Origin of the sequence: Phyllobacterium myrsinacearum (assembly GCF_014138285.1) — a bacterium.
GTDB lineage: Bacteria > Pseudomonadota > Alphaproteobacteria > Rhizobiales > Rhizobiaceae > Phyllobacterium > Phyllobacterium myrsinacearum_A.
Map to the genome: position 1 here is coordinate 44,814 of NZ_JACGXN010000007.1, position 17,400 is coordinate 62,213.

A 17,400-nucleotide genomic window follows, 5' to 3' on the forward strand; every position below is an offset into this window, starting at 1 on the left:
ACCCCGATTGATCGTCAGATGGTGAAAACCGACTTGCCTGCCACGAAAGTCTGAACGACGCGCCCCTGAAAACGTGCGCTTTCAAAACAGCTGTTTTTGGAGCGTGAACGCAGATCTTCTTCCTTCACAATCCATGGCTCGTCAAGATCGACTATGGTCATATCCGCCCGGGCGCCCGGCTTGAGGGTGCCTGCATCCAGCCCGAAAATTCTGGCGGGTCCGCTGGAGAGCGCCTCGACAATCCGGATCAATGGCACATCGCCATTGTGATAGAGCCGCAGGGCGGCGCCGAGCAGGGTTTCAAGGCCGATGGCACCGGCCGCCGCATCGGCAAACGGCAGGCGTTTGGTATCGACATCCTGCGGATCGTGCGACGAAACGATGATGTCGATGGTGCCGTTGCGCAGCGCCTCGACCATGGCGAGCCGGTCTTCCTCGAGCCGCAGCGGCGGCTGCAGGCGGAAGAAGGTGCGGAACTCGCCAATATCATTCTCGTTGAGCGAAAGATGGTTGATCGAGACGGCCGCCGTGGCGTTGATGCCGTTCTGCTTGGCCCGCGCCACCACTTCAGCTGACATGGCCGTCGAGACCTGTGCGGCATGATAGGTGCCATTGGTCAGGGCCGTGAGGCGCAGGTCGCGTTCAAGTGGAATGACTTCCGCTTCGCGCGGGCTGCCGGAAAGGCCGAGCCAGCTGGCATAAAGCCCTTCATTCATCACGCCCGTGATGCCGAGATAGGGATCCTGCGTCTCGTGCGACAGGACAACCCCGAAATCCCTGGCATAGGTGAGGGCGCGGCGCATCAGTTGCGTATCGGCGATGGAATTGCGCCCTTCCGTGATCGCGACGGCGCCTGCTGCGCGCAGGAGGCCGATTTCGGTCATTTCCTGACCATGCAATCCCTTGGTGACCGCTGCGGCCGGATAAACATTGATCACTGCCGTATCACGCGCGGTGCGCCGGACGAATTCGACCAGCGCGACATTGTCGATCACCGGATCGGTATCCGGCATCATGATGATTGAGGTCACGCCGCCAGCCGCCGCCGCGTGACTGGCCGATGCGATGGTCTCGCGGTGCTCGGCACCGGGTTCGCCGATAAAGACGCGGGCATCAACAAGGCCTGGCAGCACGGCTTTCCCTGTACAATCGATAACCGTCGCGCCGTCGGGGGTTCCCTGATTGCGGGCATTGGCGCCGCTGGCGGCGATGATGCCGTCTTTGACGATAATCGTTCCGGTTTCATCGAGACCGCGCGAGGGATCGACGATCCGGGCATTGTGCAGAACAGTCGCGCTCATCCGGCAACTCCTTCCGGATTACGGCGTGGATCGAGCAGCGCTTCCATCACCGCCATGCGCACGGCAACGCCCATTTCAACCTGTTCCTGAATGACGCTCTGCGAGCCGTCGGCCACATCCGAAGCGATCTCGACGCCGCGGTTCATCGGGCCGGGATGCATGACGAGTGCGTCCGGTTTGGCATGTTTGAGTTTTTCGCGATCAAGCCCGTGATAGTGGAAATATTCACGCACCGACGGCACAAAGGCACCCGCCATACGCTCACGCTGCAGGCGCAGCATCATCACCACATCGGCGTCCTTCAAACCTTCTTCCATCGAGTTGAAAACCTCGACGCCCATCTGGCTGATCCCTGCAGGCAGGAGAGTTGACGGGGCAATCACCCGCACCCGCGCGCCGAGCGCATTCAGCAGGAGGATGTTGGAGCGGGCAACCCGCGAATGCAGCACGTCGCCGCAGATGGCGACGATCAACCGCGCAACCTTGCCCTTGGCGCGCCGGATGGTCAGCGCATCGAGCAGGGCCTGTGTCGGGTGTTCATGGGCGCCATCACCGGCATTGACCACGGAGCAGCCCACTTTCTGCGCGAGCAGTGCAGCAGCGCCGGCGGAACTGTGCCGGATGATCAGGATATCCGGCCGCATCGCATTCAGCGTCATGGCCGTATCGATCAGCGTTTCGCCCTTTTTCACCGAGGAATTGCCGACCGACATGTTCATCACGTCGGCGCCGAGCCGCTTTCCGGCCAGTTCGAACGATGACTGTGTCCGGGTCGACGCCTCGAAGAACAGGTTGATCTGCGTTCGTCCGCGCAGGACACTCTTTTTCTTCTCCGACTGGCGTGAAACCGCCACCTCGCTGTCGGCAAGGTCGAGAAGAATATTGATGTCTTGGGGAGAAAGGTTCTTGATGCCAAGCAAATGGCGGTGGGGAAACAGGAGGGGGAGCGTTTTTGATGTCATATCAAGTCCCCCCTATAGGCTTGATGCCGCCGCGTCGCAAGCGTCCGGTATGATATATACCCGTGTTCCCCCAATAAAATCCCCGTTCTTATACGTTAATGGTGCTGCATGGACATCGTGTGTGGTTCGTGGTTCGACAAGCTCACCATGAGGGAGAGGGAGGCTGCAAGGCTAATCGGGAGCATTGCAATAATGCCGCTTCCATTCATCTATCTCGTAAAACTCCTCCCTCTCCGTCATCCTCGGGCTTGACCCGAGGACCCATGGCTGAGGAGCACTGAATCCACCGCTCGCACAAATGCATTCCAGTAAGTTGTTGGCTCAATGAAGCGACGCGGTATCTTGATCAATCGAGATTTTGAATTCGGTCTGCGCTTCTTTGCCGTGGGTCCTCGGGTCAAGCCCGAGGATGACGGAGAGAGCGGACCTCTCTAAGAGTGATCGCAAAACCAAACCACGCACGATGCGGATGCAGCGATGCTTAATGCGCTTCCGCCGCCAGAATGGCCTCGCTGCGGATTTCTTCCGTCAGTTTCAGCCGCATGTCGGTGAATTCGGGGCTGGCCTTCACCGTATAATGCCGGGGATGGCCGAGCGGTACGGGCATGATGGATTTGATCCGGCCCGGACGCGCCGACATGGTCACCACGCGTGACGCCATGAAGATCGCTTCCTCGATATCGTGGGTGACGAAAATCACGGTTTTCTGCTCGTGTTCCCATATGCCGAGCAGAAGCTCCTGCATCAATCCGCGCGTCTGGTTGTCGAGCGCACCGAAAGGTTCGTCGAGCAGCAGGATTTTCGGATTGTTGGCCAGCGCCCGGGCAATCGCCGTGCGCTGCTGCATGCCACCCGAAAGCTGTTTCGGCCAATGGTTTTCGAAACCGCGCAGACCCACCTTGTCGATATAGGAGGCAACGATGTCGCGCTTTTCCTTTTCGGCAACGCCGCGTTCACGCAGGCCAAAGCCGATGTTCTGCTCGATGGTCAGCCACGGAAACAGCGTATAGGACTGGAACACCACGCCGCGATCGGCACCGGGGCCTTTGACCTCCTGCCCATCGAGCGTCACGGTGCCGCTGGTTGGCCGGTCGAGCCCGGCGACAATGCGCAGAAGCGTGGACTTGCCGCAGCCCGACGGTCCGAGGATCGAGACGAAATCGTTGTGCGCAACGGTGAGATCGGTAGGTTGCAGGGCCTGTGTCGGCTTGCCGCCGTGAACACCGGGAAATATGCGGCTGACGCCCTTGATGACGAGCGTGCTCATGCGAGCCTCCAGGCGAAAAGCCAGCGATTGACGGATTTGAACAGGAAGTCGGAAATCAGGCCGATCACACCGATGACAATAATGCCGAAAATGATCTGTCCAGTAGCCATCAGTGCCTGGCTGTTGATGATCATGTAGCCAATACCTGAGGAAGCCCCGATCATTTCAGCGACGATGACATAGGTCCATGCCCAGCCGAGCACCAGCCGCAACGTTTCGGCGATATCGGGCGCATTGGCCGGAATGAGAACGCGCTTGACGATACCACTGTCATTGGCACCGAGCGTATAGGCGGCTTCGACCAGATCGCGGCGCGTATTGGCGACGGCTACGGCCACCATCAGGATGATCTGGAATACGGCACCGATGAAAATCACCAGCAGTTTCTGCATTTCGCCGATACCCGCCCACAGGATCAGGAGCGGAATGAAGGCTGATGCTGGCAGGTAGCGGGCAAAGGAGACGAAGGGCTCCAGCATGGCTTCGATGGGCTTGTAGGCGCCCATGGCGATGCCGAGGGGAACGGCAATCACGGCAGCGATGACAAAACCGCCGACAACCCGCCAGATGGTCATGCCGATATCATAGAGAAAGTTCTGCTCAGACAACAGGAACCAGCCGTCATGCAGCATGGTCAGGGGATCGGCCAGGAATGTGCTCGACACGAAGCCGCCAAAGGTGGCGATGGACCACGCGGCGATGAACAGAACGAAGAAGAGTATGCCAAGCAGGATGCGTGACGTGGCCCCGATCGGCTGGAGAGGTTGAACCATGGATGTTCCGATACGAAAGAGAAAGGAGAACGCAGGATTGTCCGCGTTCTCCTGAAAATCAGCTGATTACTTGATAAAGCTGGTGTCGACGATGGTGCTGATATCCGGCTTTTTCTTGATGATGCCGATTTCAAGCAGGAGGTCAGCAGCCTCGTCAGAGAATTTGGCAAAGTCCTTCTCGAAGAAGACCTGATTGGCCGCCTTGTCCTGCCAGCGCAGATATTGTGCTGAATTACCAAACACTTCTGCGGTTTGTTTCACATCGGCGCCCATGATCTCGTAGGCCTTGTTTTTGTCGGCCGCGATCAGGTCCAGCGCTTCGAAATAGCTCTTGGCGAAAGCCTTGGCGGCTTCCGGGTTTTTCTCGAGGAACGCATTGGTGCAACCGAACGTGTCCATCACAACCGGATAATCCAGCGTGGTGGCAATGATCTTGCCCTTGTCGGGAGCAGCGCGCACGGTCGAGAGATAGGGCTCATAGGTCATTGCCGCATCATTCTGACCGGCAACGAAAGCCTGAGCCGCTGGTCCCGGTTCGAGATTGACGACTTTCACGTCCTTCAGGGTCAGGCCATTGTGCTTCAATATCCAGGCGAGGACGAAATAGGGCGATGTACCCGGGGCTGATGCCGCGATGGCCTTGCCCTTGAGATCCGAAATCTTGGCAATGTCGGCGCGTGCGACCAGACCGTCGGCGCCGAAAGACTTGTCCATCTGGAAAATCTGCTTGGTGGCGACGCCATTGGCGTTCCAGGCGATCCAGGTCTCAACCGTGGTGGCTGCGCACTGCACATCGCCCGATGCCAGCGCCAGATGGCGGCTTGCCTGCGGAATCTTTGTCAGCGTGACATCAAGGCCGTTCTTCTTGAAGATGCCGGCCTGCTTGGCCAGCGTCAGCGGGGCAAAGCCGGTCCAGCCGGACAGGCCGACGGAAACCGCCGTATCCGCCTGTGACGGAGCGACGGAGGCCAGAACCGCTGCCAGTGCAGCGCCGATATGCCATTTGAATTTCATGTGAGGACCCCTTTGTTTATTTTTTCGGCACGATGAATATAGAGGCATGATAGGCAGGCAGATTTTCTTTTGTCTAGACATAAGCAGATGCAGAATGGCAGAAAATCAGACCTGAGACATTTTGCATCGGCGCCGTCATTCGGTTAGAAGATGTATCGGTTAACCGCTTGTCAGAACCTTCATTCCATAAATGCGCGACTCATGATTGCGGCGCGGACTTGTTCGGATGAAACAGGCCATGCCGTAAAGACAGTAAATATTTGATCAGGACATTTTCTTGAAAACCCACGACGTTCTCAACCAGACGCCCCCCATGACCGGCCTCAACGCCTATCTCGGCGACCCGTTATTGATGCAGATCACCAAACGGTTTCCGCAGGCGACCCGGACGGAGCTGGAGCAAGGCGGACGGTTTGTCCTGTCTGGCGATGCCCAGGATCTGGCCCGGCTGGCCAACACGGAAACACCCAAGCTGCGCACCCATGACCGGCAGGGCAATCGAATCGACGTGGTGGATTACCATCCGGCCTATCACGCGCTGATGCGCCGTTCCGTGGCACAGGGTCTGCATTCATCAATATGGGAAGACGGCCCGACCGAAAACGGCCTGCGGCATCAGGCGCGTACGGCACGGTTCTATTTGACGGCACAGCTGGAATGCGGACACCTTTGCCCGATCACCATGACCAATGCGTCGCTGGCGGCACTCATGGCATCGCCCAGTCTCTATCGCGAATGGTCGCCGCTGGTTCTGCCGCGCAAATATGATTCCAGCAACAAATCACCGGCCAAGAAGGCAAGCCTGACGCTCGGCATGGGTATGACCGAGAAACAGGGCGGCACGGATGTGCGCACCAATACGACGCGCGCCGAACCCGCCGGCAGCGGCTTCTACCGGATTACCGGCCACAAATGGTTCATGTCGGCGCCGATGTCCGACGCGTTTCTGGTGCTGGCACAGGCGAGGGAGGGCTTGTCCTGTTTCCTCGTGCCGCGCATCCTGCCGGACGGTTCATCCAACGGTTTCCGCTTCCAGCGGCTGAAGGACAAGCTCGGCAATCGCTCCAATGCATCGTCGGAAGTCGAATTTGACAATGCGCTTGGCCAGATGGTCGGCGGTCCCGGCGACGGCGTCAAAACCATCATCGATATGGTGACATTGACACGGCTGGACTGCGCCATTGCGTCCGCCGGGATGATGCGCGCTGGCCTCGCCGAGGCTGTGCACCATGCGCGCCATCGTATTGTTTTCGACAGCCCGCTCATCGATAAGCCGCTGATGCTGCGGGTCATGGCCGACATGGCACTGGATGTGGCCGGCGCTACAGCGCTGACATTCCGGTTGGCCCGTGCCTTTGACAACGCGGCGCAGAATCGTGGCGAGGCGGCTTTTGCCCGGGTGATGACCCCGGTGGTGAAATACTGGGTCGCCAAGATTGCCCCGGCCATGCTGTACGAGGCGATGGAATGCCTCGGCGGCAACGGCTACATCGAGGAGGGCAATCTTGCCCGCCATTACCGCGAGGCCCCGGTCAATGCGATCTGGGAAGGCTCCGGCAATGTCATGGCGCTCGACGTTCTGCGCGTGCTCAAGCGCGGTCCACAACTGTTCGACGAAGTGCTGAACTGGATCGGAGCGCAACTCGGGCGCGGCGGGCAGGGCACGGTCGAGGTACTGCGTGCCGCCATGCGCGTTGCGGAAAATGACGAGGGCGCCGCGCGTATCCTGACCGAACAGCTGGCGCTGGCTGCAGCGGGCGCGGAACTGCGGCACCTGCACTCGGAAGATATCGCCGATGCCTTCATTGAAACCCGGCTCGGCGGACAATGGCGCACGACCTACGGCATGCTCGACGCCCGTCATAACGCCAAGAGCATCGTGAATTCGCTGTTTCCTCCCGCCAATTGAGGTTTAATTCCTGTTTGCATTACCATTGTACGTGGTTCGCCCTTCGACAAGCTCACTGTTCCTGCAGATGTAAGCTGCAGAGCGCCGAGCTGTTCGATAGGCAAGGTGATGGCACAACCATACTGCTTGGTTCGACAAGCTCACCATGAGGGAAATGGTAGCTGCAAAGCCAATCGGAAACATTGCAGAGGCTATTCACCTTCTTTGCAGAACTTGACTCCCTGCAATCCTCACTCTCCCTCATGGTGAGCTTGTCGAACCACGCACGTTGGTGATGCCAAGGTCAACGGTTCTCTAATCCCTCCGCTTTTCAGCACGCCCAACACCGCTTTTGTCAAATAATTGCAGCAGCCTGAAATCAATGGCTTCGGCAGCCCGAAAACCGCCCTCGCTAATACCTTCAATTTTAATAAAATTTTTTGAAATTAACCTTAACAAACAGTTTACGTTGCGCCTAAAGTCTTAGCAGATATCAATGTGATTCGAAAATACCTCATAAATTCACGGGGTTACACGACTCACTCTGTTCTTCCCCGCTAGGAGAAATGAATGCGCAGCTTCCTGATATTCTGGGCAGGCCCGTTAAGCTTTCTGTGGGGGTGGTATTTTCTTTCCTACTACGATCTGAGCATGGGGATGTACTTCTTCAGCCGTGAAATGCACGATCTGGTCTTCACCATTTACGGGAATATCCTGGGTATTGCGCCGGAGAGCATTCCGCCGCTGGTCGCCCGTGCATGCATCGTCGATACGGGGCTGGTTTTCTGCCTGATCGCCTTCCGCCGCCGCAAGCAGATCATCGCCTGGGTCAAGGTATGGCGGGCAAACCGTGCGGTTGCTGCTGCCACGGCGTCGGTCAATACGGCGCTGGCCTATTCGAAGGAATTGCCGTCCGCGTCCTGACGCAGGCTCTGCAGGCGGTCCAGCGCTCCCTGCAGAATGAAAGCTGCCGCAGCGGAATCGATCCGCTCGGCGCGTTTTTGCCGTGATACATCCATACCGATCAGCGCACGTTCCGCTGCAACCGTCGACAGTCGCTCGTCCCAGTAGATGAAGGGCAGGTCGGTGAGCTTTTCCATGTTGCGGACAAAGGCGCGCGTTGCCTGCACCCGTGGGCCTTCGCTGCCATCCATGTTGACCGGCAGCCCGATGACAATGGCACCGACATTGTCGCTCTTGAGTGCTTTCAGAAGATCCTGCGCATCATGGGTAAACTTGCTGCGCCTGAGCACGGGGCGCGGATTGGCGAATGAAAAACCCCGGTCTGAAATGGCAATGCCGATTGTTTTCGTGCCAAGGTCGAGGCCAGCTACCGTTTGGCCGCCGGCGACATGATCTTCGAGCTGTTCAATGGTCAGAACCGTCAAGAGTTAATTCCTGCACTTGAATTGGCCAGCAAAAGGCCGTTGTAATTCGAACAAATGTCACATAGCTGCAATAGACGGTTGTGGCGAGCAAAGACTGAAAACAAGGGAAGAACACATGAAGATTACCTGGCTTGGCCATTCGGCCTTTCGCATTGAAACTGCCCAGAGCACGATTCTGATTGATCCCTTCCTCAACGGAAATCCGGGTGCACGCGGTGTTGATCCCAAAGAAGCGGCAAAGGGTGCCACGCATATCATCCTCACGCACGGTCATGGCGACCATGTGGGTGATGCGGCTGCCATCGCCAAGGATACGGGCGCTGTTGTGATCGGCAATGCCGATCTGGTGACCTGGCTGGCCAATCGCGGCGTTGCCCGGGTCGATCCGACGAATACCGGCGGTACCGTTTCGCACACGGGTTTCACCGTGACCTACGTCAACGCCTTGCACTCATCGGCGCAGATCACCGAGGACGGTGTTTCGCATTCGTTGGGTTCGGCCAATGGTGTCGTCCTGCATTTCGAAGGTGAACCGACGCTCTACCACATGGGTGATACGGATATATTCTCCGACATGGCGCTCATCAATGAATTGCATCAGCCGGATATCGGGATCATACCCATCGGCGATCGCTTTACCATGGGCGGTGCCGTGGCTGCGCTGGCGACCCGCCGCTATTTCAAGTTCGCCAAGGCTATACCGTGCCACTATGGATCCTTTCCGATCATCGACCAGACGCCGGATAAATTTGTCGCGGGAATGGACGGAAGCGAGACACAAGTCTTTGTCGCCAAGACAAATGACCCGTTTACGGTTTGAGTTTGGGTTGCTAAAGCCATTTTCTCACACCGCAAAGTCGTCGCCACGACGATAGACTGAATTACTGGAGGTATTGTGCGTAAACTGTTGCTGATGTCCTGCGTTATGGCGTTTTCGTCGCCAGCTTTCGCACAAACGATCGATGCCAAGGGTGCCGATCAACTTGCCAATACTTTGTCGAAGTATTTTGGCAAGACGGCTCTGAAGAAGGGCATTCTCAAGGTAACGCCAGATGCCGATGCCTATCGCATTACCTTCAGCACCGATGCCTTCCTCAAATCCATGCCGAAGCAGGATTACTTCAAGGGCAATTTTGGTGATTACAGCATCCTGACCAAGCCGCTGGCTGACGGGACATGGAATGTGACGTCGGCGGCCATGCCGGCCGGGTCTTTTGAGGTCAACGGTCCCAAGGGTCCGGAATCGTTCCAGTGGTCAATCGGCAATGGCAACTGGACCGGCGTATTCGATCCAAAAATCGGCACATTCGCCAAGTCGAACTTTTCCTACGACTCGTTCAAGCTGACGGCCACGACGCCTGAGCAGGATATTGACGCAAGCGCCACCGAATCGAAGGGCGAAATGATCGCCAGCGCGGCCGCCACGGGCGGCATCGATCTCAACATGACGCAGACGGCCAAGAACTTCAGCGAAACCATCTCGACGAAGCTTCCAACGGCAGAAACTGCGCCTGAAGACGAGTCTGCCACACCCAATCCACTGGCCACGGGTGAGCCGATCAAGATTGTCGTGCGCGGCGGCGAAGTTGGTACCACGGCCGAAAGCAAGGGTTTCCGCAACAACGAGTTCATGGATCTCTGGACGTTCTTCATCGCCCATTCGGACGAGAAGAAGCTGAAGAAGCCTGAACAGGTTGAGCTGAAAAAGAAACTGTCGGCGCTGCTGCCCCTGTGGGAGAAGCTCAAGGGCGAGTACCACTTCAAGGATTTCGCGGTTGAAACGCCGATGGGCAACTTTGCGGCGCAGAATATCTCGCAGGATATGACATTTGACGGCATCAGCAAGAATGGCGCTTATCATTATGCGGTTCGCACCAATGGCCTGAAATACCCGCCGCTACCAATCCCGGAATGGGGCGTGCCGTTCCTGCCAACCGACGTGGAATTGACCATCGGCACCACAGGTGTCGATCTTGATACGGTGGTCAAAGGTGCGATCGAGGACATGGATCTCGAGCGCGAGAAAGTGCTTTCCGAGGAATTTGAAACCAGAACAGCGGCCCAGTTCCTGATGGCGCCGCCCAAGTTAGTGATTTCAAAGAGCCTGGTGCGCACTGCCGATGCAGAGCTCACGGTCGAGGGCGAAGTGACCTTTACCGGATTGAAGCCCGAGAGCCACACCACCTGGGAAATGGCCGGGTTTGACAAGGTTGTCGAACGCTTGAACAAGGCGGCGGAAACCGATGAGGATATCAAGAACTCTATCGTCTTCGTCAAGCTGGCGAAGGATTTCGGCACGCCGATCGATGGCGGCAAGATCCAGTGGATTGTTGACCAGAAGGCTGATGGTTCGGTTGCGATCAACGGTAATCCCGTGAAAGGCCCGGATCCGGTGGTCGAACCCGGCTCGGATGATGCCATCGACTCCACGGCTCCGGAAGGCGAGGATGAAGATCCGGATGCAGGTGCCGATACGGCGCAGTAAAGGCACCTTCCGCGCTGACTTGTCCGTTGCGCTTGGTCGCAACGGACACTATAGCTGCATGATCAAGATTTGAATTTCGGGAATCCCAATGTCTGTCGATATTTCCACCGTCAAACGCGTTGCGCGTCTTGCCCGTATTGCCGTGAGTGAGGACGATGCAGCACGCATGACCGGCGAACTGAATACTATCCTTGGCTTCGTCGAACAGTTGAATGAAGTGAATGTGGATGGCGTGGAGCCTATGACATCGGTCACGCCCATGGCCATGAAAAAGCGTCAGGACGTCGTTGACGACGGCAACAAGGCTGCTGATATCGTTGCCAATTCACCTGTTACCGAAGAGAATTTCTTCGTCGTTCCGAAAGTGGTGGAGTAGGCGCAGCCATGACGATCACGGTTGCCGTCGAGACGCCTCTGCAGGATGACGTTCGCGCGCTCGTGGACGCATTGAATGCGCATCTGCTGCCGCTGTCGCCGGTCGAATTCCAGTTCAAGATGACCGTGGAAGAGATGGCTGGCAACGATACCACGGTTTTCATTGCCCGCGATGAAACCGGTCATGCGATCGGCTGCGGCGCTTTGAAGGAACACGACGCAGCGACCGGCGAGATCAAGCGCATGTTCACCCTGCCATCCGTGCGCGGCAAACGCGTGGGCTCGCATCTGCTTGAGGCCGTTACAAAGCTTGCGGCGGAGAAGGGCATCACCCATCTTGTGCTTGAAACCGGCGTTGGCCCCGGCTTTGATGCGGCATGGCGGCTGTATGAACGCTCCGGCTTTACCCGTTGCGGCGCATTTCTCGACTATCCGGATTCGGAACACAGTGCATTTTACGAAAAGCGGCTCGCTCTCGCGCCAGCCCAATAAACAGGACTTGATATGACCGATCTGACCGCTCTCACCATTGCCGAGGCGCGCGACCAGCTGAAAGCCAAGGCGTTCACCGCCACCGAGCTGACCAGTGCCTATCTCAAGGCAATCGAGACCGCGAATGAGGCCTTGAATGCCTATATCGCCGTCACGCCTGAAAAGGCGCTTGATATGGCCAAGGCATCGGATGCCCGTCTGGGCGCAGGCAGTGCCGGTGCACTGGAAGGCATTCCGCTTGGGATCAAGGACCTGTTCGGCACCGAAGGCATTCACACGCAGGCCTGCTCGCACATTCTCGATGGTTTCAAGCCGCATTACGAATCCACTGTCACGTCCAATCTGTGGGCCGATGGCGCTGTCATGCTGGGCAAGCTCAACATGGACGAGTTTGCCATGGGTTCGTCGAACGAAAGCTCCTACTACGGACCGGTGAAAAATCCCTGGCGCGCCCACGGCTCCAATGCCGATCTCGTGCCCGGTGGTTCATCCGGTGGCTCCGCTGCGGCCGTTGCTGCCCGTCTGTGCGCCGGTGCAACGGCAACCGATACCGGCGGCTCTATCCGGCAGCCTGCAGCCTTTACCGGTACAGTCGGTATCAAGCCGACCTACGGCCGCTGCTCGCGCTGGGGCATTGTCGCCTTTGCCTCATCGCTGGATCAGGCTGGTCCGATCGCCCGTGACGTGCGCGACGCTGCGATCCTGCTCAAATCCATGGCGTCGGTCGATTCCAAGGATACGACATCGGTCGATATCGTTGTTCCCGATTACGAATCCATCATCGGCAAGCCATTGACGGGACTCAAGATCGGCATTCCCAAGGAATACCGTGTCGACGGCATGCCGGAAGAGATCGAAAAGCTCTGGCAACAGGGGATTGCCTGGTTGAAGGATGCCGGAGCATCTATCGTCGATATCTCCTTGCCGCACACGAAATACGCACTGCCAGCCTATTACATCGTGGCTCCGGCGGAGGCATCGTCGAACCTTGCCCGGTATGATGGCGTCCGTTACGGCCTGCGCGTTCCGGGCAAAGATATCGTTGATATGTATGAAAAGACCCGCGCCAGCGGCTTTGGTGATGAAGTGAAGCGCCGCATCATGATCGGCACCTATGTGCTGTCGGCCGGTTACTACGATGCTTATTATCTGCAGGCGCAGAAGGTTCGCACCCTCATCAAGAAGGATTTCGAGGATGTGTTCCACGCAGGCATCGACGCGATCCTGACCCCGGCAACACCATCCGCCGCTTTCGGTATTGCTGATCAGGACATGGCGGCCGATCCGGTCAAGATGTACCTGAATGACATCTTCACGGTCACCGTCAACATGGCGGGCTTGCCGGGTATTGCCGTTCCAGCCGGACTGGACAGCCGCGGTCTGCCGCTCGGCCTGCAGTTGATCGGCCGTCCGTTCGACGAGGAAACCCTGTTCCAGACCGCCTATGTCATCGAACAGGCCGCAGGCAAGTTCAACGCGCCGAAATGGTGGTAGTCAGACCCGCCACGCAAGCCGACATCGCGGCGCTGGCCGCGGTGGGGATGCGTGCATGGGCATCGAATATCTTCTCCTTTGAACCGGAGCTGCCCGGCATGCGTGCGCATGTCGAGCGTGCCTATCAGGCATTTGCCGAAGAGCATTTTGCCCGCGTGCTCGTGGCCGAGGTCGATGGCACGATCCTCGGCTGGGGCGCGCGTGACAAGGGTGACGACTACATCTCGGATATGTGGGTCGATCCGCTCTATCAGGGGCAGGGCATTGGTTTGCTCCTGCTCAAGGCCCTGAAAGCCGACATTGCGGCAGCGGGATATACAACAGCCCGCCTTGAATCGCACGCCCGTAACGCGGGTGCCGTGCGTTTGTACCAGCGTGAAGGGTTTGAGATCGTGCACCAGAGCCTCGAATGGTCAGAAAGCCTTGAGCGAAAGATCGAGAAGGTCAAAATGCTGGCGAATCTGGCGTAGGGACAGTCAATGTTTTTCTTTATTTCCAAGATCTTCTGGTTTGTTGCTCAACCATTGAATTTTTCCATCCTGCTGATAGCCATCGCGTTCTTTGCGATCTGGTTATCGTGGAAACGCATTGCCATGGCTGCATCTGCCAGCGCATTTCTCATCCTCGGTCTGGCGGCATGGAGTTCGCTCGGCGCGCTTCTCCTGCATCCGCTTGAAGACCGGTTCCAGCGACCGTCACCGGCACCTTCGCATGTGGATGGCATTATCGTCCTCGGCGGCGGCTTCGAAGGTGGAGTCAATCTTGTGCGCGGCGGCTATGAACTCAATGCCAGCGGTGATCGTTTTGTCGAAACGGCGGTACTTGCACGGCGTTATCCCGATGCAAAAATCGTGGTGACAGGCGGCGGTGGCACGCTGGTTCTGGAGGGCGAAGGCGATGCCGCCACGGCGCCGCGCCTGCTTACGGCGCTGGGCGTGTCCGCCGACCGGCTCGTTCTGGAGAATGAATCGCGCAATACCTACGAGAATGCCCAGTTCACGAAAAAACTGCTCGATGTCAAACCGGGCGAGACGTGGCTGCTCGTCACATCCGCGTTCCACATGCCCAGATCGGTTGGCTTGTTCCGCAAGGCAGGCTTCAATGTTGTGCCATGGCCCGCCGATTACCGCACGTCAGGCATTGAATATGCCGGGCCTGCACAGGACAATCCACTGGATTCCCTACAAAATCTCACCATTGTGGTGAAGGAGTGGGTGGGGCTGTTCGCCTATTGGGCCACCGGCCGTACCGATGAATTGTTACCAGCGCCATGATGAAACAGGTCGACGTTCTCATCATCGGCGCCGGCGCTGCGGGTATGATGTGTGCCGTGGAGGCGGGCAAGCGCGGCCGCTCGGTTCTTATCGTCGACCATGCCAGGGCACCCGGCGACAAGATCCGCATTTCTGGTGGCGGACGGTGCAATTTCACCAATTTGCACGCTGCACCGCAGAATTATATCAGCAGGAACCCGCATTTCTGTATTTCCGCGCTGCGCCGCTACACCCAGCGCAATTTCATCGCACTCGTTGATCGCTATGGCATCGCCTGGCACGAAAAGACGCTGGGCCAGCTGTTCTGCGACGGTTCGGCCAGGCAGATTATCGATCTCCTGGTGACGGAAATGAAGCAGGCCGGCGCCGAACTGCGCCTCCAGACAGTTGTCGAATCCATTGAAGCTTCGACGGACGGTTACGTCGTCTCGCTTTCCAGCGAGCGCGTGCGCTGTACCTCTCTGGTGGTGGCGTGTGGCGGCAAATCCATTCCCAAGATGGGTGCGACGGGTTTTGGCTATGACATCGCAAAACAGTTTGGTCTGGCGCTGACCGAAACCCGCCCGGCGCTGGTACCGCTGACCTTCGATGACAATACACTCGCACCGCTGCAGCCACTGTCCGGTATTTCAGTCGATGCGGTGGTCAGCCATGGTAAAACAAAATTTGCCGAAGCCATGCTGTTCACCCATCGTGGTCTGAGTGGTCCGTCGATCCTGCAGATATCATCCTACTGGCGCGAGGGCGACACGATCAGCGTCGCCATGCTGCCGGGAACCAAGGTGTTCGAAGCATTGCGCGCCGCCCGTGCGCGCAATGGACGTCAGGCCCTGCAGACAGCCCTTTCGGAGCTTTTGCCGAAGCGGCTGGCACAGTTGATTGCTGAGAACAGCGGAATCCAGAACCATCTTGCCGATGTTTCCGACAAGCAATTGCTCGCCGTCGAAAGAGCCATCAACGAATGGCAGGTGAAGCCCGCCGGGTCCGAAGGCTACCGGACGGCGGAAGTCACGCTCGGCGGGGTCGATACAGATGGTCTCGATCAGAAAACCATGGAAGCAAAATCCGTCAAAGGTCTCTATTTCATCGGAGAAGTTGTCGACGTGACCGGCTGGCTTGGCGGGTACAATTTTCAGTGGGCATGGTCCTCGGGTTGGGTTGCAGGACAGGCGGTCTGAGGTTGGCTGTTTGCTGGCAAACGTCCCACGGTGTCGTCGGATATTTGTTCGCATTCGCATTATGCGTGGTTCGACAGGCTCACCATGAGGGAGACGGAGGACTGCGGGGAGTCCAGTTCTGCAATCTCTGTGACTAGTGTTGCAGCCACCAATCTGCCTCATAGTGAGCTTGCCGAACCACGGAATCATGGTGAGCGAACCACGCTTGATGTCTTTGCAGGCTGCGAGGCAGTTTGAATTGATCATTTTCCATCAACCCGGGAGCATACAGTTTGAGTGATGATCTGAATTGGCATGTCGAGGAAGCCTGTTTCAATGCCTGGCCGTCGCCACGTGAGGTTCTGCATGGCGGTTGGCTGATGCGTTTTTCCGGCGGAAGCATCCGCCGCACCAACTCGGTCAATCCCCTGCGCGGACCACGCGCTGAGCCGGCGGGCGTTATCGAGGCAGCGGAAAAGCTCTACACGTCGCTGAGCCGAGATTCCATCTTCCGGGTGCCAACCATTGCCGCTGAAATGGAGGCTCTGCTGGTTGAGCGCGGTTATGACTTCGAGGGCGGCAGCACAGTGCTCCATTGCGATCTGCGTAGCCGTAAACCTGCCAAAAACGCAGCTGCCGAACTCTCCCGCGAGATGACGCCGGGATGGTCGCGCGAATGCAAACGGATCGCCGAATGGTCTGATGCGGATCATTCGGTCTTCACGGACATGGTTGCGTCGATTGTCGTGCCAAAAGCATTCACGTCGATCACCGTGGATGGCAAGATTGTCGCCAAGGCCTATGGTGCCATCAGCAATGGCCTGCTCGTGCTGGAATCTGTTGCCACTGATCCGGACTACCGCAAGCGCGGCTACGGCCAGCGGGCGGTGGGAACGCTGCTTGATTGGGCAAAGGAGGAGGGCGCCGTGGCAGCATGCCTGCAGGTCATTACTGACAATGTACCCGCCCGTGCTCTCTATGTCTCCCTTGGATTCACCCGGGAACTCCATAGCTACCATTATCGCAGGAAACCGTACTGAATGAAGCCTCCTGACATCAGGTTGTCAGGAGACGTCAGGTATGAATACTGACATTGCGATATCAAGAGGGGGGACACGATGGGTATCCTGGCAAGCTGCCACTGCGGCGCAATCAAGTTTGAAGTGAGTGGAGCTCCACCGTTGGCTACCGTCTGCACCTGCACTTTCTGTGCGAAGCGTGGTGCCATATGGGGCTATTACACACCCGATCAAGTCAAGCTGACGGTCAAGCCGGAAGCAGACGCAGTCTATGACCGCAACGGTTTCAACAAGCATCATCACTGCAATGTCTGCGGCTGCGGAACCTATTCCCGGATACCGTCCTGGACAGACTACAAGCCGGATTTCGACAACCCGCGGATTTCGGTCAATATCCGGCTCTTCGATGATTTCGACATTGCCGCGGTGCCTGTGGAAACCATAGACGGCAAGAATCTCTGGTAAAGCTGTTAATCGAATTGCGTGTCTCGGTGAATCCTGCTTCCTTGAC

General features: G+C 57.6%; 18 protein-coding genes. 12 read left to right on the forward strand and 6 right to left on the reverse strand.

Going from position 1 to position 17,400, the window contains the following annotated elements; genetic code table 11:
• Positions 1-14 precede the first annotated feature (14 nt).
• The 5 genes from FHW16_RS19180 to FHW16_RS19200 all read right to left on the reverse strand — a co-directional run bounded on the left by FHW16_RS19180 (position 15) and on the right by FHW16_RS19200 (position 5,317).
• On the reverse strand, positions 15-1,301 hold the full coding sequence (locus FHW16_RS19180; RefSeq protein ID WP_182550896.1) for a dihydroorotase: 1,287 nt from the start codon (positions 1,299-1,301) through the stop codon (positions 15-17).
• Positions 1,298-2,263 (reverse strand): aspartate carbamoyltransferase catalytic subunit, encoded by a 966-nt coding sequence (locus FHW16_RS19185; protein ID WP_182550897.1) that lies wholly within the window; start codon positions 2,261-2,263, stop codon positions 1,298-1,300. Before FHW16_RS19185 ends, FHW16_RS19180 begins: the two co-directional genes overlap by 4 nt.
• Positions 2,264-2,744: 481 nt before the next feature.
• On the reverse strand, positions 2,745-3,530 hold the full coding sequence (locus tag FHW16_RS19190) for an ABC transporter ATP-binding protein (protein WP_182550898.1): 786 nt from the start codon (positions 3,528-3,530) through the stop codon (positions 2,745-2,747).
• A complete protein-coding gene (locus FHW16_RS19195; protein ID WP_182550899.1) occupies positions 3,527-4,303 on the reverse strand; it encodes an ABC transporter permease in 777 nt (258 codons plus the stop codon). Before FHW16_RS19195 ends, FHW16_RS19190 begins: the two co-directional genes overlap by 4 nt.
• 66 nt (positions 4,304-4,369) lie before the next feature.
• Positions 4,370-5,317, reverse strand: coding sequence for an ABC transporter substrate-binding protein (locus FHW16_RS19200; protein WP_182550900.1), 948 nt, complete (start codon positions 5,315-5,317; stop codon positions 4,370-4,372).
• Between the two features lie 277 nt (positions 5,318-5,594).
• Here FHW16_RS19200 and FHW16_RS19205 point away from each other — a divergent pair, with 277 nt between their 5' ends.
• Both FHW16_RS19205 and FHW16_RS19210 read left to right on the forward strand, forming a co-directional pair.
• The gene (locus FHW16_RS19205; protein WP_182550901.1) at positions 5,595-7,226 is read left to right on the forward strand and encodes an acyl-CoA dehydrogenase family protein; all 1,632 of its coding nucleotides are present in this window, start codon (positions 5,595-5,597) and stop codon (positions 7,224-7,226) included.
• 549 nt (positions 7,227-7,775) lie between these two features.
• Positions 7,776-8,129 carry a DUF6105 family protein gene (locus tag FHW16_RS19210; protein ID WP_182550902.1) on the forward strand — a complete coding sequence of 118 codons (354 nt, stop codon included), beginning with the start codon at positions 7,776-7,778 and terminating at the stop codon, positions 8,127-8,129.
• On the opposite strand, the gene ruvX is transcribed toward FHW16_RS19210, so the two are convergent.
• On the reverse strand, positions 8,099-8,593 hold the full coding sequence (gene ruvX / locus FHW16_RS19215) for a Holliday junction resolvase RuvX (protein ID WP_182550903.1): 495 nt from the start codon (positions 8,591-8,593) through the stop codon (positions 8,099-8,101). The two genes, FHW16_RS19210 and ruvX, sit on opposite strands and share 31 nt — an antisense overlap.
• A 115-nt stretch (positions 8,594-8,708) precedes the next feature.
• On the opposite strand from ruvX, the gene FHW16_RS19220 reads away from it, so the two are divergent.
• From FHW16_RS19220 to FHW16_RS19265, 10 genes are all read left to right on the forward strand, one after another.
• Entirely contained in the window at positions 8,709-9,413 is a 705-nt protein-coding gene (locus tag FHW16_RS19220) for a metal-dependent hydrolase (RefSeq protein WP_182550904.1), read from the forward strand.
• A 75-nt stretch (positions 9,414-9,488) separates the two neighbouring features.
• The gene (locus tag FHW16_RS19225; protein WP_182550905.1) at positions 9,489-11,078 is read left to right on the forward strand and encodes a hypothetical protein; all 1,590 of its coding nucleotides are present in this window, start codon (positions 9,489-9,491) and stop codon (positions 11,076-11,078) included.
• 88 nt (positions 11,079-11,166) lie between these two features.
• Positions 11,167-11,454, forward strand: a complete 288-nt coding sequence (gatC, locus tag FHW16_RS19230; RefSeq protein ID WP_182550906.1) for an Asp-tRNA(Asn)/Glu-tRNA(Gln) amidotransferase subunit GatC — start codon at positions 11,167-11,169, stop codon at positions 11,452-11,454.
• Between the two features lie 8 nt (positions 11,455-11,462).
• On the forward strand, positions 11,463-11,945 hold the full coding sequence (locus tag FHW16_RS19235; protein WP_182550907.1) for a GNAT family N-acetyltransferase: 483 nt from the start codon (positions 11,463-11,465) through the stop codon (positions 11,943-11,945).
• 12 nt (positions 11,946-11,957) lie between these two features.
• Positions 11,958-13,439 (forward strand): Asp-tRNA(Asn)/Glu-tRNA(Gln) amidotransferase subunit GatA, encoded by a 1,482-nt coding sequence (gene gatA / locus FHW16_RS19240; RefSeq protein WP_182550908.1) that lies wholly within the window; start codon positions 11,958-11,960, stop codon positions 13,437-13,439.
• Positions 13,430-13,909: a GNAT family N-acetyltransferase gene (locus tag FHW16_RS19245; protein ID WP_182550909.1), complete on the forward strand. Its 480-nt coding sequence runs from the start codon at positions 13,430-13,432 to the stop codon at positions 13,907-13,909. Before gatA ends, FHW16_RS19245 begins: the two co-directional genes overlap by 10 nt.
• A 9-nt stretch (positions 13,910-13,918) precedes the next feature.
• Positions 13,919-14,713, forward strand: coding sequence for a YdcF family protein (locus FHW16_RS19250; RefSeq protein WP_182550910.1), 795 nt, complete (start codon positions 13,919-13,921; stop codon positions 14,711-14,713).
• Positions 14,713-15,891: an NAD(P)/FAD-dependent oxidoreductase gene (locus FHW16_RS19255; protein ID WP_182551102.1), complete on the forward strand. Its 1,179-nt coding sequence runs from the start codon at positions 14,713-14,715 to the stop codon at positions 15,889-15,891. The genes FHW16_RS19250 and FHW16_RS19255 overlap by 1 nt, the downstream gene beginning before the upstream one ends.
• Before the next feature lie 272 nt (positions 15,892-16,163).
• Positions 16,164-16,910, forward strand: coding sequence for a GNAT family N-acetyltransferase (locus FHW16_RS19260; protein WP_246711858.1), 747 nt, complete (start codon positions 16,164-16,166; stop codon positions 16,908-16,910).
• A gap of 78 nt (positions 16,911-16,988) precedes the next feature.
• A complete protein-coding gene (locus FHW16_RS19265; protein WP_182550911.1) occupies positions 16,989-17,354 on the forward strand; it encodes a GFA family protein in 366 nt (121 codons plus the stop codon).
• Positions 17,355-17,400 lie beyond the last annotated feature (46 nt).